This is a genomic window from Nocardia sp. NPDC059236, from assembly GCF_042754085.1.
In the GTDB taxonomy this organism is placed as follows: domain Bacteria; phylum Actinomycetota; class Actinomycetes; order Mycobacteriales; family Mycobacteriaceae; genus Nocardia.
This window is the reverse complement of record NZ_JBHZAF010000024.1, coordinates 24682-47244: the sequence shown is the minus strand read 5'-3', so window position 1 is coordinate 47244 and position 22563 is coordinate 24682. Positions and strand designations below refer to the sequence as shown.

Here is a 22563-nt window from a genome sequence, read left to right as displayed (position 1 = left end):
TCGACTAGAGATGGATCCAGGTCGTCTTCAGGGAGGTGAATTTGTCCAGTGCGTGGACGCTCTTGTCCGCGCTGTGGCCCGACAGCTTCCGGCCGCCGAACGGGACGGTCAGGTCGCCCTCCTCGTAGCAGTTCACCCACACCAGACCGGCGTCGACGCGCCGCGAAAGCCGGTGGGCACGAGAGAGATCCGAGGTCCATAGCCCGGCCCCGAGGCCGAAGGCGGAGTCGTTGGCCAGTTCGACTGCGTCCTGCTCGCCGGTGAATGTGGTCACCGACAGCACGGGTCCGAAGACCTCTTCCTGGAACAGGGAATGGTCCGGGCGGACCCCGGTCAAGACGATCGGGTCCAGATAGGTACCGGCTCCGGTGCGCTCGTCCACCGAACCCGACGCGAGTGTTGCGCCCTGCCGGACGGCTTCGCGCGCGTATTCGAGGATGTCTGTGCGATGCCCGCGGCCAGCGACCGGACCGATGCTGGTCTCGGGATCGAATGGATCCCCGACCTGGTATCGCTGGATCTCGGCGATGACGGCCGTGACGAATCGATCGGCGACGGTTTCTTCGACTAGCAGACGGGAACCGGCGGTGCACATTTGACCGGCGTTGAATGTGATGGCCCAGGCGACGCCTCGGGCAGCGGCCTCTAGGTCGGGTGCGTCCCCGAAGACGATCTGGGGACTTTTGCCGCCTAGCTCCAGATGGACTGCCTTGGCGTTCGACTCCCCCGCGTAGGTCAGCAATCTCTTGCCCACGTCGGGCGAGCCGGTGAAGGTCAGGCAGTCGACGTCCGAATGACGTGCGAGCGCTTCCCCGGCGCTTCCGCCACTGCCGGTCACGACCTGAAGTACTCCGTCGGGAAGTCCTGCCGCTGCGCCGATTTCAGCGAGCCGTAGCACCGACAGCGGTGCCTGGGTTGCGGGCTTCACCACCACGCTGTTGCCTGCGAGCAGTGCAGGTGCGATCTTCCAGGCGCTGAGGGTGAGCGGGAAGTTCCAGGGCGTGATCCCGGCGACGACGCCAACGGGTTCACGCGTGACCAGGGCGACCGCATCAACTAGGCCGCGCGGCGATTCGTCGTACAGCTTGTCGGCCAGCTCGCCGTACCAGCGCAGTGTGTTCTCGACGGCCCGTACCTCGATATTCCGCGCCTGGACAACGGGTTTGCCCATCTCGAGGGTGATGAGCGCGGCCAGTTCGTCGCGGTGGTCGTGAACCAGATCGGCCCAGTGCCGCAGCACGACGCCACGGTCACGTGGTGCCCGATCAGCCCACACTCCGCCGCGAAATGCTGCACGAGCCCCGTCCACTACGAGGTTCACATCCGCCGCCGTGGCCGAGGGGACGCTGCTGACCGCGACCTCGGTGTGCGGTGACACCACTGCGTGCCGGCGGGCGCCGGTTCCGTCGAACGGCTTGCCGTCAACCCACATCGCGGAGGGTAGGTCGAGGCGGGCGGCGAAGTCCGTCCATTCCCGGAGTGTCTTCATGTGGTTTGTGCCCCTTCGAGGTCGGGAAGTGCCGCATGGATTACGGGACGGCGGTCGTGCCACGGGTCGACCTGCTCGAGCTGGGCGGATAGCGCAAGCAGCAGATCCTCGCGGCCCGGCGCGGCGGCGAACTGGACCCCGATGGGCAGTCCGTCCCCGGTCCGGCCTGTGGGCACCGAGATCGCGGGCTGACCGGTCACGTTGTAGAGCGCGGTGAACGGGGAGTAGTGAGTGAGGGTTTCGACCCAGCCGTTCGCATCCAGGTCGGAGCGGTTGGCGTCCAATTCGCCTACCGGCCAGGCGGCCGTGCGCGTGGCCGGAGTCAGGAGCAGGTCGTAGGAGTCGAGGAAGCGGCCGATACCGCGGGTGAGCTCGTTCTGATAGCTGCGAGCCTTCGAGACCTCCGCCCAGGACAGGTTCAGCCCGTGCCGCATCATGACCGCGGTCGTGGCTTCGAAACCGTGGAGGACATCCTCGATCGGACCGCTCCCCGCGAGCGCGCGAGCGGTGTCGGCGATGGACGCGGACCAGAAGGTGAGGTTCAGGCTCTTGAACCTCTCCTGGTCGACTTCCGGTGTGGCCCAGTCGATTCGATGACCCAGCCCTTCCAGAAGGGTTCCAACCCGGACGACTTCGGCCACTACCTCGGCGTCGGTGTCGGCGACGCCGGCGGGCGTGGCCGTCCACACCGCGATCCGAAGGCCCGGCGGTAGCGCATCCGGCTCTATGTACGTACCGCCCGGTCGCCGCGGAACGTGATAGCGGTCGCCCGCGGCGCTGCCGTGTACGACTTCGAGCAGCAGGGCGGCGTCGCGAACCGTTCGCGTCAGCGCAAATTCGGTGGTCAACCCGAAGAGCGGCTCATCGGAATCGGGACCGGGCGGGATGAGACCGCGCGTCGGCTTCAGCCCGACCAGGCCGCACAGTGCCGCCGGTGTGCGGATCGAACCCCCGGCGTCGTTGGCGTGCGCGCACGGGAGCGCACCGGCGGCGACCAGTGCCGCCGCGCCGCCGCTGGAGCCGCCGGAAACACGGCCCGGATTCCACGGGTTGCGCGTCGGGCCGTGCGCGATGGGTTCGGTGCTGGCGCTGAACCCGAATTCCGGTACCGCGGTTCGGCATACGACTGCCAGCCCAGCCTCGCGCCACCTCGTCATCAGGTCGGAATCGCGGTCCGCGACATACCCGGACATGGCCCGGCTGCCGTTCTCATTCGGCACTCCGACCGCCGTGCAGAGCAGGTCCTTCAATGCGAACGGAACGCCGCTGAGGGGACCGGACGGCGAGTGCGCCAACGGCCCATCGAACAGGGGCCCGACCACCGCATCCAACTCGGCGTCCACCGCGGCGATCGCGGCACGGGCGGCCGCGATGACCTCCGCGCGTCCGACATCGCCGTTTCGGATCAGCTCCGCCAATTCTGTCGCGTCGCAACGGGCATACTCATCCGGTCGCATCGCACACCTCCGCACGGGTTCGGGCCGCATCCACCAGCCATCTGAAAACCGGGTCCTTGCGCCGCCATTCGGGGTGCCACTGCACGCCGAGCACCGGGTGACCGGCCAGTTCGACGGCTTCGACGACACCGTCGGGTGCCCACCCGGTGACCGCCAGTCCCGCGCCGATCCGATCGACCGCCTGATGGTGCAGTGAGTTCACCGCGGCGTGCGTTCCGTAGATCTCGAACATTGTCGAGCCCGTGCTGAATCGGACGTAGTGGGTCTCGTCGGCGATCGGTGCGCCCGGCGAGCGATGGTCGATCTCCTGCACCGGGAGATCAGGGACCAGGGTGCCTCCCAAGGCCACATTCAGCACCTGCATCCCTCGGCATATTCCGAGCACCGGAATGCCGAGCTCGATTGCCGCACGGACCAGTTCGACTTCATGGGCGTCCCGGCGCAGGTCGCTGTCCGGATCGGTGGGCGTTTCCGCGCTGCCCTGGGTCGCGGGATGCAGATCCTGGCCACCCGAGACGATCAGGGCGTCGAGCCGCACGACGAGCTCGGCGCCCGCCGCCTCGTACGGGAGCTGGACGGCGAGCCCGCCCGCTTCGGCGACCCGCCTCGGAAAGTCGGCGAAATGCATGTCGAATTCGACCGCGCGATAACGCTTCTCGATCTCGAGCCGGTTCGCAGCGAACCGGCGACCGGTCACTCCGATCAACGGGCGACGCTGCGGTTCAGTCGAAGACCACGACGACACGATGCACACCTCCTCGGCGTAGGGTTTCGACACCGGAGTTGATGTCTACGAAGCCGAACCGCCGCGAGACCATCGCGTCCAGATCCAGCCGGTTCGTCAGATACAGGTCAGCGAGCTGCGGAATGTCGGAGGGGAAGTGGTTCGATCCGAGCAGTGAGCCCTGCAACCGCTTCTCCCGGAAGAAGAGCTCGGACGCGGCGATCCGCAACGGCTGATCATCGGGCACCATCCCGAGCACGGTGGCGACGCCGCCCGGGCCGAGCATGGCGAAGGCCTGCTCCACGGTGTCGCGACGGCCGATCGCCTCGAAGGAGTAGTCCACTCCGCCGGAGCACAGGGTTTTCACCGCGGCGACGGGATCCACGGCGCGAGGATCGACGACGGCCGTCGCTCCGAAGCGCAGCGCCTGTTCCCGGCTACCTTCATCGAGGTCGACGGCGAGGATCTGCGCAGCACCGGCCAGCCGGGCACCCTGGACGACCGCCAATCCGACTCCGCCACAACCGATGACGGCGACGGTGGAGCCCGGGCGAACCCGAGCGCTGTGCCACACCGCGCCGATGCCGGTGATGGTCGCGCAGCCGAGCAGGCACGCTCGATCGAATGGCACGCGCGGGTCCACCCGGGACAGGCTGTTCTCGTGCACGAGCATGCGCTCGGCGAAGCCGCCGACACCACCCATGCGGCCCACGGCTTCGCCGCGCGCGTTGGTGAGCGCGGCACGTGGCCGGGTTCGGAGCGCAGAATGGTTGACGCACAACGTCAATCGACCGTCGAGGCAGAACCGGCAACGCCCGCAGAAGGCGGTCATGCAGGTGACGACGTGATCTCCCGGGGACACCGCCGTGACCTCCGATCCAACCGCCTCGACCACGCCGGCCGCCTCGTGCCCGAGCACCTCGGGTAGGTCAGTACGCCAGACGGCGTCGATGTAGTGCAGATCGGTGTGGCACAGGCCCACAGCCATCGTCCGCACCCGCACCTCGTGCGGCCCTGGCGTATCCAGCAGCAGGTCCTCGAACTCGAGGATTCCCGGCGCTGTGTTCAGTACCGCGGCCCGGACTGCGTCGGCTCCGCGCTCAGACATGTTCGAAGTACCGCTCGAGCTCCCACGCGGAGACGCCGGGCGCGGGATCGCCACCGGTGGTGTGGAATTGCAGCCACTCCCAGCGGCGGGTACCGATCCAGTAGCGCACGAGATCGGCGCCCAGTACCTCGGTGAGGACGGAATCGGATTCCAGCGCCTGCACCGCCGACGACAGGGTGGCAGGAAGTTTGGGCGTGCCGGGCGGCAGCCCCCATGCCATGACCTCGCACGGTTCGCCTGGGTCGAGCTCATCACGCAGTCCGATCAGGCCACCGGCGAGGAACGACGCCATCGACAGATAGATATTGACGTCCGCGGACGGGACTCGGTACTCGATCCTCGACAGCTTCTCCCCGGCGCACACCGCGCGCACCGCAGTGCTCTTGTTGTCCACGCCCCACGTCACCGAGGTGGGCGGGCCGTCGAACTCGGCGATGCGCCGATACGAGTTCGCCGTCGGGAACTGGAAGGACGCGGCCGCCGACAAGGTTGCGAGCACACCTGCGATGAACTCCCGCATCGTCTGCGAAGGCTGTTGCGGCGCAGCGGGATCGAAGAACACATTGCGGTCCTCGCGCTGCAGCGACAGATTGATGTGCGCACCCTGACCGAAGAGATCCGGTGACCATCGCGCCATGAAGGTGATGGTCCGGCCATGCTCGCAGGCGACTTCGCGCATCACCTGCTTGGCCCGCACGTACCAGTCGGCGGCGGTGAGGATGTCGGTCGGCGGCAGGTTGAATTCGATCTGCCCGTGGGCGGATTCATCTGCCCACCCTTCCCAGGGAATTCCGGTCCGCTGCAGACGTTCCGCCATCGCGTCCAGCAACGTGGTGAAATCGCGTGAACGACTCAGGACGTAGATGGCCGCACCGGTGCCGCCCAGTGGATGCAGATTCTGAAAGCGTTGCGCCCTGGCCTGTTCGATCGATTCCTCGAAGACCGAGGCCTCGATTTCGACCGCCGCCCGGCCGGTAAAGCCACGCTCGGCGAGCAGACCGGTCATTCTGGCCAGCACCGACCGCGAACAAACCGGCAGCGGGGTACCGTGCTGGTCCACCAGATCACACATGACCGTCGCCAGACCGGGCAGCGCCTCGTCCCGGGACAGCGTGTTCAGGTCGGGGCGCAGCAGCACGTCCCGCATCTCACCGCGCCATTCGCCGAACTCGAAACCGAGCTGGGCACTGTTGCCCAGATCGACCGCGAGCGCGATATCGCTGAATCCCCAACCCGACCGGGCGCCGGCCAGAAACTTCTGCGGGGACAAGTGTTTGCCGATCAGCACGCCGTCCAGATTCACCGTCTGAACCCGCACGGACCGGATCGAATTCTCCTCGATCCAGGAGACGAGGGTGTTGTGGTCAAACATCGTAAACCGCTTTCGTCGACGCACCGATAACCACCGACAACTGACGCTGGGATCCCCGGATCGCGAAGCGGCCCGCGCGCAAGGCATGCGGGAACCAGTCCATACCAGTGAGCACTCTGCGCAGATCGAGCTCGCTGCCGAAGATTTCGTAGCGACCTGTGTCCGGGCCCAGCACGACTTCGGCGCCCGTATCGACCGCCGACAGACGGACGCCGGGCATGCCCGGCAGGTCCATGGCGAGCTCCCAGAACCGCTGCGCCGCAATGTCGAGGTCTGCAGGCTCAGGCTCGATCAGCGCGACCACCGCATCGTGCAGCGCGGGTGGCAGATCCGCACCCACGACATCGAACGTCATGGGCTGCACCGTTATCGAATGATCGCCCCTGCCATCGACGTCGACCACCGCGACCCCTTCCGGGGTTCGGCGCAATTGCGCCGCCTGGGCATCGATGGCGGACCGCAGGTCCACTGCGCCGGTCAGCGCATCGAGTGCGCGGCGACCGGTCTCGGTCCGCAGAGCGATGCGAATCCTGGTCGCAAGGGCCCGGGCGAATGGCGTTGCATCACCGTCGAGGAGCACGCGAGCGTCGGACGGGCTCGGATCGGCGCATCGAGGGGACGGCCGAGCCGATTCCGTCACCACACGGGTATCTGTCATGTGGGATTCCTTCTGTTCTCGAGTGCTGCCGGCGAAGGGCTGCCCACTCGATCGCGAACCTGGCCGACCCCTGTTCCCTGCGCGTCGCGCTTGGTGGCTGTGACAGTGGGCCGCCTGGCCTGGTAATGATGTCAGTCACTCGACTTAGTCATACGACTGACAATAAGCCAGATCACACTTCGCGTCAACACCCGACCCGGCGAATGCGCTGTGATCGACCTGTCACCTCGATTTTAGGTCGCATGACCTATATTCACAGTGTGAATGATGAACTCGAATTCGACGCGAACGGACCGGTTCTGCTTGTAGGCGGGTATGGAACCGTCGGCGCCGAGCTGGCCCGGTTGGCCGCCCCGTCGCTGCCGTTGCTGCTCACCGGTCGATCCGTGGAACGAGGCCGCGACCTAGCCGAGAAGACCGGTGCTGCCCTGCAGGTTTGGGATCTGTCAGACCCCACTCCGTTCCATTCCCGTGCCCGAGCGGTGGTCTCGGTGGTGAACGATCCCGACGATCGAGTGTTGCGGGCCGCGATCATCGGCGGCTTGCCGCTGGTCGACATCACCCGCTGGACCGCGAGGCTCCAGCGCGCCGCGACGGTCGCAGCCCTCCTGAATCCGGTTGCGCCGGTACTGCTGTCCTCGGCATGGATGGGCGGCGTGACGAGCCTCGTCACAGCACACCTGGCCGCGGATCTCGGTGGAGCCGACGTGGTGGACGTGGCGATTCGATGGGATATGCAGGACCGCGCCGGAGCCGACTCGGTGGAGTTCATGGACCGGCTCGGGCTGGACTACGAGGCGGTTCAGGACGGCCGCCGGCACACGATCATGCCGCTCACCGACGTGCGGCGCGTGTGGATTGGAGACGATCTCACCCGGGTCGCCCGCATCGACACTCCCGAGCAGTTCACCCTACCGCTGACACTGGGCACCACCACGGCCACCACACGGATCGGATTCAGCTCCGCCGCATCGACTTCGGCGCTGCTGGCGGCGAAGCGGCTCGGGTTCTTCCGCTGGGGCCGGGGTGACCGCTTCACGAATGCACGGCGGGCGCTGCTGTACGCGCCCGGTGAGGGAGGTATCGCCCGGCTGCGCATCGATGTCACCCACGAGGACCTCACCCACAGCGCGGTGGTGAACGATCCCGCCGGCCAGGCGCATCTCACCGCAGTGGGGGCCTTCCTGGGAGTGCGGAGGGTCCTGGGTCTGGACGGAGCGCCCGCCGTGCAGGGCGTGCGCTTCCCCGAGCAGACTCCCGTGCCGTCCGATGTCCCCGCGGCCTTGGCCGCCTACGGTGTGGAGGTGCAGATCGATACCGTCTCCCCCGCCGGCCGGAACGCATGACCCGATCGACCGGTTCGGCCCGGCGCGCGGGAGCCACCTCCAAGGGCGAGCATCGCCGGGCCGAACTTCTCGACATCGCCGAGCAGATCCTCGTCGAATCCGGCTACAGCGAGCTGACCATGCGCGCGGTCGCCGCGAAAGCCCAAGTGCGACTGGGCCATCTGCAGTACTACTTTCCCAACCGCGACAACCTGGTCCACGCGGTGTTACAGCGCACGCTGGAATCCTCACTGGGGCGACTAGAGCCGCTGCTGTCGCGGCCGGTCACCGCACAATCCGCCGAAGACCTGGTGCACGTCCTGCTCGCCGAGCAGGACGATCCGCGACTGACACGGATCTACACCGAACTGTGGGCACTCGCCAGCCGCGACGCCACCATCGCCGAGGCGATGCGGACCTTCTATCGCGACTACCAAGCCCACGTCGCCGCTGTCGTGCACGCGCGAAGTCCGGCCCTCACCGCCGAGATCTGCGAAGCCCGGGCTCGGGTGTTCACCATCCTTATCGAAGGGGCCGCCCTGTTCCGATCCGGCGTCGCCGCGCACGCGGACCCGAACGCCGAGGCACTTCTGATCGCGACTGCGGCAACACTTCTCGACGCCGAATCCGAGCACTGACGCGCCCGGTCCACGCGGGCCTGCGGGCATGTGCCAACCCCGGCCAGATACTCTCGAGAAAGAACGAACCCGGCCGGGCAGCGTTGGCGAGAGCGATGAATGGTGGTGACATGGCCTATCTGACGGCTTCCGAGCGTCGATCCAGGATCGTCGAGGCCGCCGCGCGAGTCATCGCCCGCGACGGCCTCGCCGCGGCGAGCACCAGGCGGATCGCCGAGGAGGCCGGGGTCAATCTCGCCGCGCTGCACTACAGCTTCGACGGCAAGGACGAGATCTACATCGCCGTCGACGACGCGCTGCGCACCATGGTCATGCGGACAGCGATCGACACCGGCGAGCCGCCGACCCGCCGCAGCGTCGCTCGATCGCTGATCAGCCGCTTCCAGGACAAGCTCGGCACCGACCGCGAAATCGCACTCGCCCAATACGAATTGCTGCTGTGGGCCCTGCGCAGCGCCGACAAGGCCGACCTCGCCGCCGCCAGCTATCAGAAGTTCATCACCGCATTCGCGGCAGAGTTCGACGGGGCCGTCGACGCCCGACCCGGCGACGCGGAAGTTCTCGCACGCTACACGATCGGCGCGATCGATGGGCTGTACATGCAGCACCTGGCCGCCGGCACCAACGGCGTGAGCGACGCCGAACTCGACGCGATCTCCGCGGCCATCGTCACGATCGTCGACGCCGTCCGCGCTCCCCGCTGACGCAATTCCGCTCCTCGCACACCAATTTCGCTGAATCCATTGACGGCGTGGTCGAGCGCATCTACTCTCAGTCACACGACTTAGTCATGTGACTGATATCACGCACCGGGTCTTCGACCGACCCCCAAACCGATGGATGCGTGTCGTAACTCAACGGCGGCTGTCTCTTCGCCATCTCCGCGAATTCTCTTGCAGCCCAACATTCCAAGGAATACCCATGCCCGAAACACCCCACCCCGAAGCAGGCTGCCCGGCGGATCCACACGACGGAAACGGCGGTAGCCTCGGCCACATCGGACTCACCGCGCTGGCGATCTGCTCGATGATCCCGGCCGTCGGCATGGCCTCGTTTCCGATGCTGCTCGTTGTCAATGCCGGATGGGGAAGCTGGGTCGCCGCACTGATCTCCGCGCTGGCGGTGATCTGCGTCGGCATGGCGGTGATCGTCTTCGCCCGCCGCCACACCGCGTCCGGCTCTCTGTTCGCCTATGTCGGCGAGGTTTTCGGGCCCTGGGCACGCGCGATCACCGGGGCGTCGCTGCTGCTGGGATACCTGGCGATGATCGCGAGCATCCTCCTGGTGATCGGCGCGTACACCGGGAGCTTCCTGGTGTCGATCGGAATCGACGGCGGGATGGGCAAACCCACACAGCTGGCCATCTACGTGACCGCGTCCGCGATCGTCGGCCTGATCACCTATCGTGGCCTGGACGTGTCCGTCCTCATCGCGGTCGCGCTAACCGTAGTGTGCCTGCCGCTGTTGCTGTTTGTCACCGGCGCGAGCGCCGCACATACCGGGCTCGCACTGCACGAGCAACTGTCCCTGCACGGGACCTCGATGAGCGCGGTGGTCGCCGGAATCGCCTCCGGCTCGGCGTTTCTCGTCGGATTCGAAGGCAGCGCCGCTCTGGCCTCGGAGACCCGGGACCCGAAACGCAGCGTCCCGGTCGCGGTCATGAGCGTCCCGCTGGTGCTCGGCACGCTGTACCTCGCTGCGACGGTGCTGCAGACGCCCGGCATCCTGGCCGCCCAGGGCGCCATTCTCGACGGCGTGTCACCGCCCACCGCGCTGGCTCGGCAGGCAGGCCTGCCGGAGGGCCTCGGCAAGGCCACCGATCTGGTCGTCGCCATCGCGACCTTCGCGGCCCTGATCGGTTTCGTCAACTACGGCTCGCGCTTCATCGTGTCCCTCGCGTCCCAGGGCCTGCTTCCGCGCAGATTTGCCGAGGTGAACGCCCGCTTCCGCAGCCCCGGCATCGCGATTGCGGTGACAATCCTCGCCGGCCTCGCCGGAATCGTGATCCTCACGATCGGTTCGAGTGGACCGCTGCCGTCGATCTACAGTGCGGTGTCGACACTGGTCGTCTATTTCTGGGTAGCACCCTACGTGCTGGTGTGCATCGGCGCAGCAGTCCTACTCCGCCGCGCCCGTACCTCGACCTTCGGATTCCTGATCGCCATGGCCGTCGGCGCCGGCACGACCGCGTGGCTCTACGTCGGTGGAATCGTCTCACCCGCACCGCAACCGGTCGCCGCGATGTCGTACGTCGCGCTGGGATCCACCGCCGCGCTCGCGCTCGTGTTCTACGCCCGTGCCCGGCGTCTGACCTCCACGCTTCCGGCGGTGGTCGGAGGCGAGGAGCCCGGTGACGCGCAGCTCACCGCGGAGCGCCGGTGAGCGTACCGGCCTACCCGCCGCACCGACGGCCGGGCGCCCGGGGTCCGCCCACACGCCGACTGCACCGTCTATTCGATTACCTACCAACACAATTCAGGAGAATGACATGGGATCCACCGGTGCTGAACTGGCCATCATCGGAGCGGTAGCAGGCGCGATTTCCGGCGTCTTCGCTGCCGTGGCCGGGTTCGTCGGCCTGGCGACGCTGTCCGCGGCCGCGTAACGCCGACGCCCTGCTCCCCCTGACGGATCTCCCCGTCCGTCAGGGGTTTCCGCGCATCCCGGCCACTGGAACGGGCCGGGTACGAAACCCATTCCGACGAACCCTTGGAGCACCTTCGATGACCCCCATCGCGTACCGGTTGCCACAGCAGCGCACCCTCGTCACCGCCTTGCCCGGCCCGCTGTCTGCGGCGCTCGCCGCCCGCCGTGCCGCCACCGTGGCCGCGGGTGTCAGGTCCGCTGCGCCGATTTGCACGGCCGACGCTGACAGTGGCGTCATTGTGGACCAAACGGAAATTCGTTGATCGACTTGCCATCCGGCATCGCCGTGACTTCCGTCGGAGCTTCGCATCCAGCGGTCGTCACGGCCATCGCCGAGCGGGCCGCACGTTTCACTCACACGTGTTTCATGGTCATCCCGTACGAGGGTTACATTCGACTCGCCGAAGAACTCGTCGCACTGACCCCGAGGTCAGCAGGCCAAGCGCAGCGTTCTGTTCAACTCCGGCGCCGAGGCGGTGGAGAACGCGATCAAGATCGCCCGGCTGGCCACTGGAAGGCAGGCCGTGGTCGCTGTCATTGAGCCGATCCAGGGCGAGAGCGGATTCACCGTTCCCGCACCGGGATTCCTGGCCACGCTCGCGGCTTAGGCACGCGAGCACGGGGTGGTGTTCATCGCCGACGAAGTGCACACGGGCTCCGTCCGCACCGGCGCCCGGTTCGCCAGCGAACACGAGGGCATCGTGCCCGACATCGCCACCAAGGCCTAGGGCATCGCCGGCGGGATGCCTCTCACGGCCGTCACAGGCCGCGCGGACCTGCTCGACGCGGTCCATCCAGGCGGACTGGGCGGCACCTACGGCGGCGATCCGGTCGTCCGTGCCGGTGCTGCGCGCGCTCGCCGCCGAAACCGGAATTGTCGGTGAGGTCCGCGGGGGCGGCGGCATGATCGCCCTCGAACTCGTCCGGCCGAACACCACCGAACCTGATCCGGTGCTGACCAAAGCCGTTGCCGCCGATGCCCTTACACGCGGAGTCCTGGTGCACATGTGCGGCACCTACGGCAATGTCATCCGCCAACTGCCGCCGCTGGTGATCGACGGCGACGTGGTCGCCGAAGGGATCGATGTGCTTACCCGCGTGCTGCGCGTATCTCGCTGATCGAACTCTCCGCTGACAGCGAAGCGGCCCCGGCGCGAAATGCGTCGGGGCTACAAGTGGCGCGGCATGCCGGCGATCAGAGTCCCAGCCGATCGGCGAGCTCGTCATAATCCCACTGCCAGAGTCCCGGGTGATTGACCGGATATTGCGATCGGAACCCGATCAGACGCTGAACGCGGGACGGCAGAGTACGGACCAACTCGATATCCGCCATGAACGGATATGCCTCCTCCGGCACGAGATAGCCGAGATTGAATGTCCATGCCAGTCCCCGGCGGGATTTTCCGGTCGTATTCGCACCGCCGCCATGGACCACCCGCCCACTGATCAGAAGAGCGTCGCCCGCTGACATCTCCGCCGGAATGGTCATATACGGTGAGCCACAGTTCGTGTAATCGGACCAGGTGTTGCTGCCCGGGATGACCCTGGTTGCGCCGTTCTCCTCGGTGAAGTCGGTGAGCGCGACCAGAAAATTGATCATCGCTTCGGGGCCGTCCGGACCGAGCATGACGAACGGCGGGTAGTTTGCCAGATCGCGATGGAGCAGCTGCGCCGCGCTACCCGGACCGATCTCGATAACCTGGGCAGTACCCATCCAATAGGTCCCCGATTCCGCCATGAACATGGCGTCGGCGATCGACTCGGCCAGCGGATCGGGCAGCACCTCATTCCGGAACGTCTCGCAGTTCGCGACGAGATTGGTCAACCTCTTCGTATTCCGCCCATGGAATGCCGCAATATCCGCGTTTTGATGCCGGGAGCCGGGCTCTAGCAAATCCAGGTGCGGCTGAAGCTCACTATTCAGCCGATCCACTTGATCCGATGTAAGAAATCGCTCGATAACTGCTCCCCCGTCCCGGCCGACAATCGAGAGAATCTCTTCGACTGATGCACTTCTGGGCAGCGTTGCAAGTTCCGCCGTGCTGTGTGAATTCAAACCGAAGCCTCTTTCCGCGATGGCGATAAATCGATCCAGTCATTCGACTTAGTCGATTGACTGAGATTAACTCAGACTCCAGCATGCGTCAATGAGTGGAATCGGATTGAAACTGCGACAGGACATGAGAACTCAGCACACCAGGGCCACCTCTCCATCGATGTAGACCCGCGCTCACCCGATCCACCATTGACGCAAGCGTAGAATATACGACTGATACGTCAATGCAGTGCTCGGGCGCCGGAGCTGCCGACGCCTCCACAGTGGTGAAAGGACCTATCCGTGAACAGGTTTGAGGGCAAGACCGCCATCGTTACCGGCGCCAGCAGAGGAATCGGTCTCGGCATTGCCAGGCGGCTAGTCAGCGAGGGAGCGCGGGTGGTGATCACGGCTCGTAAGCGGGACGCGCTCGATGACGCGGTCGAAGCACTCGGCGGTCGCGAGCACGCGCTCGCTGTCGCCGGTACTGCGGATGATGTAGAGCATCAGGCCGAGACGGTGCGGCGAGCCATCGAGACCTTCGGCAGTGTCGACCTGCTTGTCAACAACACCGGAATCAATCCCGTCTTCGGCCCGATGGTGGATCTGCCACTCGCGACCGCACGCAAGATCTTCGAGGTGAACTGCCTGGCCGCACTGTCCTGGGTGCAGCACACCCATCGGGCCTGGATGATGGACAACGGGGGCGCGGTCGTGAACGTGTCCTCGGTGGCCAGCGTGCGGCCCGCCCCGGGAATCGGGTTCTATGGGGCCAGCAAGGCCATGCTCACGCACATCACCCAGGAGCTCGCCATCGAGCTAGCGCCCTCCATTCGCGTCAACGCGGTCGCACCGGCCGTGGTGAAGACCAATTTCGCCGCAGCGCTGTACGACGGCAAAGAGGAGAAAGTCGCTGCGGCATATCCGCTTCGGAGACTCGGGGTTCCCGAGGATGTCGCGAGCGTGGTCGCGTTCCTGCTCTCCGCCGAGGCGAGCTGGCTGACCGGCCAGCTGGTCGTGGTCGACGGTGGCGTCACCCTGACCGGGCAGCTAGTCGACGGTGAAGGGGCATGACGATGAACACCGCATTATCGACGACCCTGCCGGGGCTCGATCTGGATCGCGTGGGCGCCTGGTTGTTCGAACAGCGCCCGGAGCTGACCCTCGGACCGCTGTCGGGACGGGTTCTCGCCGGCGGCAAGTCGAACCTGACGTATGAGATCACCGACGGACGGGCGCGATGGGTCGTACGGCGTCCCCCACTGGGTCATGTGCTCGCGACGGCGCACGATATGGGCCGCGAGTTCCGGGTCCTGACCGCGCTCGCGGAGACCGATGTCCCGGTACCGCGGCCCGAAATACTGTGCGATGACACGACTGTCGCCGACGCCCCGTTCTACGTGATGGAGCATGTCGCCGGGACCTCGTATGGGACGGCTGCCGAGCTCACCGCGCTGGGCGAGGATCAGGTCCGAGCGATCACTACGGCCATGATCGACACCCTGGCCTCGCTTCATCGTGTACGCCCCAACGAGGTCGGGTTGGAAGACTTCGGCCGCCCGATCGGATTCCTCGGACGCCAGGTGCATCGGTGGAAGAAGCAGTTCGACGCATCGCACCCTCGTGACCTACCCGCAGCGGAAGAGCTGTACCTGCGCTTGGCAGCCGCCCAGCCGCCGCCGTCCGCGGACGGCATCGTGCACGGCGACTATCGTCTCGACAATCTGCTGGTCGAGGATGGCAATCGGGTCGCTGCCGTGGTCGATTGGGAAATGGCGACAGTCGGCGACCCGCTCACGGACGTGGCGTTGTTGGTGGTCTATCACCGACTGGGCGCGGCGGGAGTCGAGGCGCTCCCGGATGTTTCGAGGGCGGACGGCTTCCTCACCGAATCCGAGATTCTCGACAGGTACACCGAGCGTAGCGGCCGTGCTCTGTCACACCTGGGCTTCTATCTCGCGCTGGCCTCCTTCAAGACCGCGGTGATTCTCGAGGGGATTCACTACCGATATCGCCTGGGCAAGACCGTCGGGCCCGGTTTCGACAGTGTCGGCGACGCCGTCGAGCCACTCCTCGAAGCCGGGCTCGCAGCCCTGCAGAATCCGCGATTCTGACCGGATGCGGTGGAAGACCTTGCACAGCAACGTCTTCCACCGCACTTTCAGGTTCAGAGTGCGAGCAGTGTCGGGCTCGTGAGCCGCCTGTCCCGCAACGGCCGGATGGCGAGCCGGACCAGGGCGAGCGGGTTGTCGTCACCCGCTGCCCGATTCGTGCTGAGTTCCCCGCACTCGACACACTGGTGGATGATCATCCATTCGCCGTCCGCGCGCGCGGTCATGCCGAGCGCTTCCATCCGCCCGTGGCATTCCGCAGCGCGGTCACCGGGCACCTTGCGGTCCACGTGCTTCGAGACCAGGCAATTCGGGCAGTGGTTGCGGTGCTTGGTCCCCGGCGCGTCGATGGGTACGTCCAATCGGCAACCCACGCAACGGAAGTCATTGCGCCGATGCCCACCGTGGGTATGGAGGACTGTCTTGTGGCGCTGTGGGCGGGTGGTCGGTCGGTTCGTGCGACGTGGCATGGGTCTACTCCTTTCTCTGGAGCCGGGTCATAGCGAACCGAACGATTCGAGCGGGAACGGGGGCTGAGCGAGGGGGCGCACCGCGATCCGCATGAGAATCAACTGATTGTCGTCGGCGAAAATCGGATTGGACGTCAGCTCGTCACATCGCACGCAGCGATGGATCAGTATCCAGTCGCCCGAGCGCGGCACGGCGACGGCGATCGGCGCCATCCGCGCTCGGCACTCGCTCGGGCCGCCCCCGGCCTTGTCGACGACATGTTGGGAGTGCAGGCATGACGGGCAATGATTGCGGCGTGCGCCGTCGGCGGCGAAGCGTGAGACGGCGAGTCCGCACCACACGCAGGTGAAATGGTCGATCTTCTGGGTGGGGAGAGTGATAGACACCCGGAGCTCCTCGGCTGAAATCGTTGCATGACAGCGAGAGCAGGCCGAGCGATCCTCGACAGGGGAATTGAGCGCACCGCGACCGGACAGGTCGACCGCCCCGCGGGACGGGGCATGCGAATGTGTCGGTTTATGCGGTGCGGTGAGGCGCGCTCGGCGCTGGCCGGGACATCAAGTCTCTTTCCAGGGCACATCGACGGTGAGGTCGCGGGTGCCCGGTCGGTGATCGGGGGTTCGAACGGAGGCTAGCAAGCCGATGGCTAACCAGCCATCCATTATTCGCGCGCGTCGGCGGGGCGGGCCGGAACGCGAGACACCTCACAGCCGGTGTCGGTACCGAGAGGCGTTCGCGGAAGCGTAAATTGGGGTGACGTGAGGAGTGCCTGTCCCAGGTAACAGCTGGGACAGGCACTCCTCACCAGTTTGCCTGTATCAGGCGGCTGACAAGGTCACCAGGCCAGCAATGCCGGCCACGGCGCCGAGAACACTGGACAGAGCTCCGACGATGACACCGAACGTGGTCAGCTGCGCTGCTGAAGATCCCATGATGATTCTCCTTGGATTCCGAAACGATGAGCGGGTGCGGGCCGCGCCGGGCGGCGCTCGAGCCGAGGCAAGCGAACGGATACTCGGCCCCATCACGCGCGGGACCGGGACTCCGCGGCGGCCGCGCGGGCCTCGACCTCGATCAGCAGTTCGGGCAGAGCAAGCGAATGCACCCGGACCATGGTGGCCGCGGGCCGCACCTCACCGAACGTCTCCTTGTAAGCCCTTGCTGCACCGGCCCAGTCGGACTCGGGCGTGAGGTAGACACGAACCTGCACCACATCCGATACCAGCATGCCCACGTCCGCGAGCGCGGCAACCGCACCGGCGAAGGCCACACGTGCCTGTGTGTAGGTGTCAGAGCCGACCACATGGCCCTCGTTATCGAGACCGACCGCACCCGAAGTCCAGGCATGCTCACCCGCACGAACAGCTCGCGAATAGGGAGCTTCAGAGCTGGGCGGCATCGGCTGTCTCCATTGACGGTTGAACATCGAGCAGGCTCAGCGCTTCGTCGAGCACATCGAGACCGAAGTCGAGTTCGGATTGGGTGATCGCCAGTGGCGGACCGAGATGCATGCTGTTGGGCAGGAACGGGAACAACAACACGCCGCGCTGCGCGCACTCTGCGGTCAGGAACTCCGAGGGCTTGAAGGTGTCACCGTCGGCGGTGATGTCATACCACCTGTCCGTCGGTGTCCACGGCAGTCCGGTCGCTGGGTCGACGAAGTTGAGGATCCACCCGAGTCCGCTGCCCTCGAAATGGGACAGGCTCGGATGCGCCGCGGCCATGTCGGTCAGCCGGCGCCGGATGTGTTCACCAAGTTCCGCGGCATGCTCGACGAGCTGCTCGTCGATGATCGTCTCGAGGGTCGCCGAGACGGCCGCCATCGACAGCGGGTGACCGTGGAAGCTGCCTGCCGCGGTCCAGATTCCGGAGTCGAAGAACTCCGCCATCTTCCGGCTCACGATGCAGGCGCCCACCGGCGCGGCGGAACTGGATAGCCCCTTGCCCGCGACGACGATGTCCGGGGTGACACCGTAATGCTGGAAGGCCCACCACTTTCCAGTTCGGCCGACGCCCGCGACGACCTCGTCGTCGATCCACACGATTCCCAGCCGTTCGGTCATTTCACGGATCTGGGCCGGATAGTCCTCGGGGACGATGTAGGCGCCGGCGGCGTTGTAGAGCTCGGTGATGAAGGCCGCGACATTGTGCACACCGACGGCTCGGATGGTTCGCTCGGTCTCCACGACGCAGGCGAGCGTGCCCTTCTCGTCGCGGCATCGGCCGGGTGTTCTGCCCAGCGGGCACGACGCGCAGAAGGGTGCGGGCGCGATGGGCGCGTGCCGCACCGACGCGTTGCGGACACGCCCCTGCGGCAGGTCGAAGTAGTCACCGCGGTTGATCGTGGAGGTCGAGACCGCCGCGGCCCCTTCGGTCCAGCCGTGGTGCGCCAGCTGCCGGGTCACCACGATCTGGCGATCGGTGTAGATGCGGGCCATCAGCAGTGCCGTCTCGACGGCCTCGGTGCCGCTGGCGACGAATCGAACCCGACCAGCCCAGTCCGAACCCTCCATGGTGTCTTCGATCAGCAGCTTCGCGGCGCGACCCTTGTCCTCGTGCGAGAAGAGGTCGACGCAGTAGCCGAGCCGGTCCACGGCGGTATGTAACGCAGCTCGGACCCTGGGATGGTTGTGCCCCACCCCCATCGACATGTACTGGCCGTGCAGATCGAGCAGCTTGGTGCCGTCGCTCATGGTCAGCCAGCAGCCGTCGGCCGCCACCGCGATGCCGAGCGCGTGTTCGCCCGGCGGGCGGTGGACGTGCATGGCGTACTTGTCGTCCCATCTCGCGGCCTGCGTGATGGTGTCGAGATCCCCAGAGGATGACTCCGCTGTTCCGATGGGCTCGTTCATGCCCAGCTCCTCAAAATGTGACGTGGGCTTCAAATATCAGACGCAATCGTCAAACTGTCAAGGTGTTCCCAAGTTCGAATTTCGTCTATAGTGTCGAATAATTGACGCAACTGTCACATCGATCAGTGAGGACCTCGATGAAGCTCCAGCGCATCGCGATACTCGGCGGCGGTCCGGGCGGACTGTTCGCCGGACGCCTACTCAAACTTCGGCATCCCGACGCCCAGGTCGATGTGTACGAGCAGAACGCCCCCGATCGGACCTTCGGATTCGGCGTCGGGTTGCCCGCCGGCGCGCAGCGCAATCTGCGTGCCGCCGACTCGCCCACCGTGGATGCCGTCGAGCGTGCGGGAACCCGCCATGACGCCGCGATGCGCCTCGGTTCCCGATCGGTGCGGTTCGCCGACTTCAGCACCATCGCCATCGCGCGCACCGAGTTGCTGCGCGTCCTGCGCATTCAAGCTGAATCCGTCGGCGTCTCAGTGCATTTCGGACACCGGGCCTCGATCAACGACCTCGATGCCGAGGTGATCATCGCGGCCGACGGGGTCAACAGCGCCACCCGCGACCGCTTCTCGGCGGAGTTCGATCCGCAGGTGGACATCAGCGCAGGGCTCTACCTGTGGGCTGGTACCGAATTCGCGCTCGAGCACGCGGTTTTCGCGCCGGCCCACACCACTGAGGGAACCTTCGTCACCCACGCCTACCCGTATGCGAAGCACGCCAGCACCTTCCTGATCGAGACCGACGAAACCACCTGGCGCAAGGCCGGATTCTCCGACGCCGCGCAGTTCACCGACCCTGCCGCGAGTGATGAGGAGTCGCTGAGGTACCTGGGATCGGCCTTCGCTGAGGTGCTCGGCGGACGACCGCTGGTGGGCAACCGGACCCGGTGGCTGCGTTTCCGGACCGTGCGCTGCCGCCGCTGGCATCACCGCAATATCGTGTTGCTGGGCGACGCCGCGCACACCGCTCACTACTCGATCGGCTCCGGAACCAAACTCGCGATGGAGGATGCGATCGAGCTCGATCGGGCACTGGCCGAGGCGAATTCGGTGCCCGAGGCGTTCGAAGCGTACGAGGCGCGACGCCAGCCCGCGGTCGTCGAACTTCAGGCGATCGCGCGGCGAAGCGAGCTGTGGTGGGAGACCTTCCCGGATCACACCGAGCTGCCGATCGAGCAGTTGATGATCGCCTACATGACCAGAGCGGGCAAAGTTCCGCTTCAGCGCTTTCTCGACACCACCCCGGATATCGTCCGCCGAGGTTTGGCCGACTACGCCGGCATCGATGCGGACGAGGTGCCGACCACCGGCATCGCCTCATGGGTCCTCGATAGACCGCTCGATCGCGCCGGATTTTCCATGCCCACACGGCTGTTCACAACCGCGGTCGACAGTGAGCGAACCGATCGATCATGCGCCATCGATGGGCGTTCGATGCCGGACCCCGGCACGATTCCCGCAGCGATCATCGATATACCCAGCGACATGCTCTGGTCTGGGGAACGGCTGGACACAGCGGCTGGCGCGACGGATACGAACCGCCCGGTGCTCTGGCTGCGTGGGTCCGCAGCGCGATCCGACGTCCTGGATCGTTTCGCGATCGCAGATGACCTGCGCCGCCGATCCGCCAGGATCGTGGCCGTCGACGTCCCGGCGGATCTGCTCGACGACGCCGCTGCGGCACTCGCCGGCGACCGAATCGACGTGGCCGTCCAGACCCGCCAAGACCGTGACGAAGTCATGATTGCGCATAGGCTACGGCGATGAACACCGATCGGGCCGATAAGCAGCAGGTGCGCGGCAAGCCGACCTGTGAGCTCGCACCGCGCAGCAACCCGCGGCGCGAGCTCGTGGAGAAGCAGATCTTCGAACAGGCCATCGCGCTCTTCTCCGAACGCGGGTTCGCCGCAACCACCCTGCAGGACATCGCCAAGGCTACCGGGCTGACCCGGCCCGCCCTCTACCACTATGTGGACAGCAAAGACGATCTGCTGGCGAAGCTTGTCGACCAAGACAGTGGCGGAATCGCGGACCAACTCAACGAGATTCGCGCGGACACGACCCGCAGTGCATCTGACCGCTTGCACACGATGGTTTATGACAGCGCTCTGCGCCTGGCCCGCGATCCCGCTCGTTTCCTGTTGCTGCTCCGATCCGAGCGCGAACTGCCCGACGAGCTCTTCCGCGCCTATGACAGTGGTCGGCGCCGTGTCTTGAAAGAATTCACCGTGATTATCAAAGAGGGCGTCGGTTCAGGCGAGTTCCGCCCGGTCGATGCCCGGGTGGCTGCGTTGGCGATTATCGGCATGACCAACTGGATCGCCTGGTGGTACGGACCCGACCAGAAGCCCGACGAAGAAGCCCTTGCTAGGCAGTTCGCCGATATGGCCGTCGGTTCAGTCACCATTGCCGGAAAGCGCCCCGAACCGGTGAGCGGGCCCGCACAGGCAATCGCCTTGCTGCGGCAGGACCTGAACCTTCTGGAAGGTCTGATCGACGGCAAATAGCACAGGTCGTGCCAGGGCAGCGGGCACCACCTACGGGCTGGCTGTGCTCGATGTAGCCGTTGCGCCAGGGCTGACGGGGCGGGATGAAACACCAAACCGACCTGTTCAGCAGCCCAGTCGGCCATCGCCTGGCAGGCCAGTTCGGGTCCGTTGTCGCAGCGCAGCGCGGCCGGGTAGCCGCGATCGACGGCGATGCGGTCGAGCTCATCGATGAGCCGATCAGCGGTGGTCCACCGCTCCACCAGGCCGCCGAGGCATTCGCGGGTGTGTTCGTCGACGATCGAGACGATCTTGACCGGGCGGCCGTCGTCGGTGGCGTTGAATTGGAAATCTACTGCCCACACCCGATTCTGCGCGTTCGCTGTCACCGTCGTGGCGGTAGAGGAGCCCGGGCGTTTCCGGCGGCGCCGCTGCAGGACTCGTAGTCCGTCCTCGCGCCACAGGCGTTGGATCTTCTTGTGGTTGATCGTCCAGCCTTCGCCGCGGGCGTTGTGGTAGGCGCGGCGAAAACCCTGCCGTGGATGCGTTTTCGCCCAGTTACGTAACCAATCACGCAGCGCCGCATCCGGATACGCGGTGGTCTCATCGGCCGAAGATCGGCGTCGGGTACTTCGGTGTTGCCCGGTGACCCGGCAGGCGAACCGTTCGCTGAGGCCCTGCACACCCATCAGGTGCGCCACGGCCGCCCGCCGGCGTTCCGGGTCTAGAGGTTTCCCTTGGCGATCTCCTTCAACGCTGCCTTCTCGAGAGCTCGGCTTCGGCGAGAAGCCGTTTCAGGGTGGAGTTTTCGCGTTCGAGGTCCTTCAGCCTTTTGGCGTCGTCGGCCTTCAACCCGCCGAACTGGTTGCGCCACCGGTAGTAGGTCGCCTCGGTGATCTGCAGGGTCCGGCACACATCGGCGATCTCCTTGCCCTCGCCCAACAGTCGATCGGCCTCGCTCAGCTTGCGCACGACCTGTTCAGGGGTGTGCCTCTTGCGTGTCGCCATGGTCTTCGAGCCTTCCGCCCACTCCGTGGGCCGCAAGGCACTCACACTCATCACCCGGACCGAAATTACCGGGTCAGGTCAGTCGCTCCGGCGAATTGCGGGACGGGTCGCTGACCTCAGGAAATGCAGTGATGTGAAAGCTGACTGGACACGGCTGTCGGCCTGGACACCCTGCCGG

The 22563-nt window shown here is 66.0% G+C and carries 19 protein-coding genes and 2 pseudogenes; 9 read left to right on the top strand and 12 right to left on the bottom strand.

Annotated features, from left to right (window positions below; genetic code table 11):
• Positions 1 to 4: 4 nt before the first annotated feature.
• From ACFXIV_RS40360 to ACFXIV_RS40335, 6 genes are read right to left on the bottom strand one after another with little or no spacing between them, the layout of a single operon-like run.
• Positions 5 to 1489 (bottom strand): aldehyde dehydrogenase family protein, encoded by a 1485-nt coding sequence (locus ACFXIV_RS40360; RefSeq protein WP_379403508.1) that lies wholly within the window; start codon positions 1487 to 1489, stop codon positions 5 to 7.
• Positions 1486 to 2946 carry an amidase gene (locus ACFXIV_RS40355; protein WP_379403507.1) on the bottom strand — a complete coding sequence of 487 codons (1461 nt, stop codon included), beginning with the start codon at positions 2944 to 2946 and terminating at the stop codon, positions 1486 to 1488. The genes ACFXIV_RS40360 and ACFXIV_RS40355 overlap by 4 nt, the downstream gene beginning before the upstream one ends.
• Entirely contained in the window at positions 2933 to 3643 is a 711-nt protein-coding gene (locus tag ACFXIV_RS40350; RefSeq protein WP_379403516.1) for a gamma-glutamyl-gamma-aminobutyrate hydrolase family protein, read from the bottom strand. Before ACFXIV_RS40350 ends, ACFXIV_RS40355 begins: the two co-directional genes overlap by 14 nt.
• Positions 3644 to 3668: 25 nt before the next feature.
• Positions 3669 to 4778: a Zn-dependent alcohol dehydrogenase gene (locus ACFXIV_RS40345; protein ID WP_379403506.1), complete on the bottom strand. Its 1110-nt coding sequence runs from the start codon at positions 4776 to 4778 to the stop codon at positions 3669 to 3671.
• Positions 4771 to 6150 (bottom strand): glutamine synthetase family protein, encoded by a 1380-nt coding sequence (locus ACFXIV_RS40340; RefSeq protein ID WP_379403505.1) that lies wholly within the window; start codon positions 6148 to 6150, stop codon positions 4771 to 4773. Before ACFXIV_RS40340 ends, ACFXIV_RS40345 begins: the two co-directional genes overlap by 8 nt.
• Positions 6143 to 6730 carry a hypothetical protein gene (locus ACFXIV_RS40335; RefSeq protein ID WP_379403504.1) on the bottom strand — a complete coding sequence of 196 codons (588 nt, stop codon included), beginning with the start codon at positions 6728 to 6730 and terminating at the stop codon, positions 6143 to 6145. Before ACFXIV_RS40335 ends, ACFXIV_RS40340 begins: the two co-directional genes overlap by 8 nt.
• Positions 6731 to 7068: 338 nt before the next feature.
• Between ACFXIV_RS40335 and ACFXIV_RS40330 the strand changes: the two genes are divergently transcribed.
• The 5 genes and pseudogenes from ACFXIV_RS40330 to ACFXIV_RS40310 all read left to right on the top strand — a co-directional run bounded on the left by ACFXIV_RS40330 (position 7069) and on the right by ACFXIV_RS40310 (position 12536).
• Entirely contained in the window at positions 7069 to 8154 is a 1086-nt protein-coding gene (locus ACFXIV_RS40330; protein WP_379403503.1) for a saccharopine dehydrogenase, read from the top strand.
• Positions 8151 to 8771, top strand: coding sequence for a TetR/AcrR family transcriptional regulator (locus ACFXIV_RS40325; RefSeq protein ID WP_379403502.1), 621 nt, complete (start codon positions 8151 to 8153; stop codon positions 8769 to 8771). Before ACFXIV_RS40330 ends, ACFXIV_RS40325 begins: the two co-directional genes overlap by 4 nt.
• Before the next feature lie 110 nt (positions 8772 to 8881).
• The gene (locus ACFXIV_RS40320) at positions 8882 to 9475 is read left to right on the top strand and encodes a TetR/AcrR family transcriptional regulator (protein ID WP_379403501.1); all 594 of its coding nucleotides are present in this window, start codon (positions 8882 to 8884) and stop codon (positions 9473 to 9475) included.
• Positions 9476 to 9692: 217 nt separating this feature from the next.
• A complete protein-coding gene (locus tag ACFXIV_RS40315) occupies positions 9693 to 11153 on the top strand; it encodes an APC family permease (protein WP_379403500.1) in 1461 nt (486 codons plus the stop codon).
• A gap of 341 nt (positions 11154 to 11494) precedes the next feature.
• Positions 11495 to 12536: pseudogene (locus ACFXIV_RS40310) on the top strand (aminotransferase class III-fold pyridoxal phosphate-dependent enzyme).
• A 76-nt stretch (positions 12537 to 12612) separates the two neighbouring features.
• Here the strand turns inward: ACFXIV_RS40310 and ACFXIV_RS40305 are convergent.
• The gene (locus ACFXIV_RS40305; protein ID WP_379403499.1) at positions 12613 to 13473 is read right to left on the bottom strand and encodes a phytanoyl-CoA dioxygenase family protein; all 861 of its coding nucleotides are present in this window, start codon (positions 13471 to 13473) and stop codon (positions 12613 to 12615) included.
• A gap of 282 nt (positions 13474 to 13755) precedes the next feature.
• On the opposite strand from ACFXIV_RS40305, the gene ACFXIV_RS40300 reads away from it, so the two are divergent.
• Together ACFXIV_RS40300 and ACFXIV_RS40295 are read left to right on the top strand one after the other, a co-directional pair.
• Positions 13756 to 14526: an SDR family oxidoreductase gene (locus tag ACFXIV_RS40300; protein WP_379403498.1), complete on the top strand. Its 771-nt coding sequence runs from the start codon at positions 13756 to 13758 to the stop codon at positions 14524 to 14526.
• The gene (locus ACFXIV_RS40295; RefSeq protein WP_379403497.1) at positions 14523 to 15566 is read left to right on the top strand and encodes a phosphotransferase family protein; all 1044 of its coding nucleotides are present in this window, start codon (positions 14523 to 14525) and stop codon (positions 15564 to 15566) included. Before ACFXIV_RS40300 ends, ACFXIV_RS40295 begins: the two co-directional genes overlap by 4 nt.
• A 53-nt stretch (positions 15567 to 15619) precedes the next feature.
• Here ACFXIV_RS40295 and ACFXIV_RS40290 read toward each other — a convergent pair whose 3' ends face one another.
• The 4 genes from ACFXIV_RS40290 to ACFXIV_RS40275 form a co-directional block, all read right to left on the bottom strand.
• Positions 15620 to 16033 carry an RNHCP domain-containing protein gene (locus ACFXIV_RS40290; RefSeq protein ID WP_379403496.1) on the bottom strand — a complete coding sequence of 138 codons (414 nt, stop codon included), beginning with the start codon at positions 16031 to 16033 and terminating at the stop codon, positions 15620 to 15622.
• A gap of 27 nt (positions 16034 to 16060) precedes the next feature.
• On the bottom strand, positions 16061 to 16420 hold the full coding sequence (locus tag ACFXIV_RS40285) for an RNHCP domain-containing protein (RefSeq protein ID WP_379403495.1): 360 nt from the start codon (positions 16418 to 16420) through the stop codon (positions 16061 to 16063).
• 638 nt (positions 16421 to 17058) lie between these two features.
• Positions 17059 to 17433, bottom strand: coding sequence for a Rid family hydrolase (locus ACFXIV_RS40280; RefSeq protein ID WP_379403494.1), 375 nt, complete (start codon positions 17431 to 17433; stop codon positions 17059 to 17061).
• Positions 17417 to 18886: an aspartate aminotransferase family protein gene (locus ACFXIV_RS40275; protein WP_379403493.1), complete on the bottom strand. Its 1470-nt coding sequence runs from the start codon at positions 18884 to 18886 to the stop codon at positions 17417 to 17419. Before ACFXIV_RS40275 ends, ACFXIV_RS40280 begins: the two co-directional genes overlap by 17 nt.
• Positions 18887 to 19023: 137 nt before the next feature.
• Here ACFXIV_RS40275 and ACFXIV_RS40270 point away from each other — a divergent pair, with 137 nt between their 5' ends.
• Together ACFXIV_RS40270 and ACFXIV_RS40265 are read left to right on the top strand one after the other, a co-directional pair.
• Entirely contained in the window at positions 19024 to 20658 is a 1635-nt protein-coding gene (locus ACFXIV_RS40270) for an FAD-dependent monooxygenase (RefSeq protein WP_379403492.1), read from the top strand.
• The gene (locus tag ACFXIV_RS40265; protein WP_379403491.1) at positions 20655 to 21398 is read left to right on the top strand and encodes a TetR/AcrR family transcriptional regulator; all 744 of its coding nucleotides are present in this window, start codon (positions 20655 to 20657) and stop codon (positions 21396 to 21398) included. Before ACFXIV_RS40270 ends, ACFXIV_RS40265 begins: the two co-directional genes overlap by 4 nt.
• A 46-nt stretch (positions 21399 to 21444) precedes the next feature.
• Here the strand turns inward: ACFXIV_RS40265 and ACFXIV_RS40260 are convergent.
• Positions 21445 to 22385, bottom strand: a pseudogene (locus tag ACFXIV_RS40260) (IS3 family transposase); the annotation flags it as partial.
• Between the last annotated feature and the right edge of the window lie 178 nt (positions 22386 to 22563).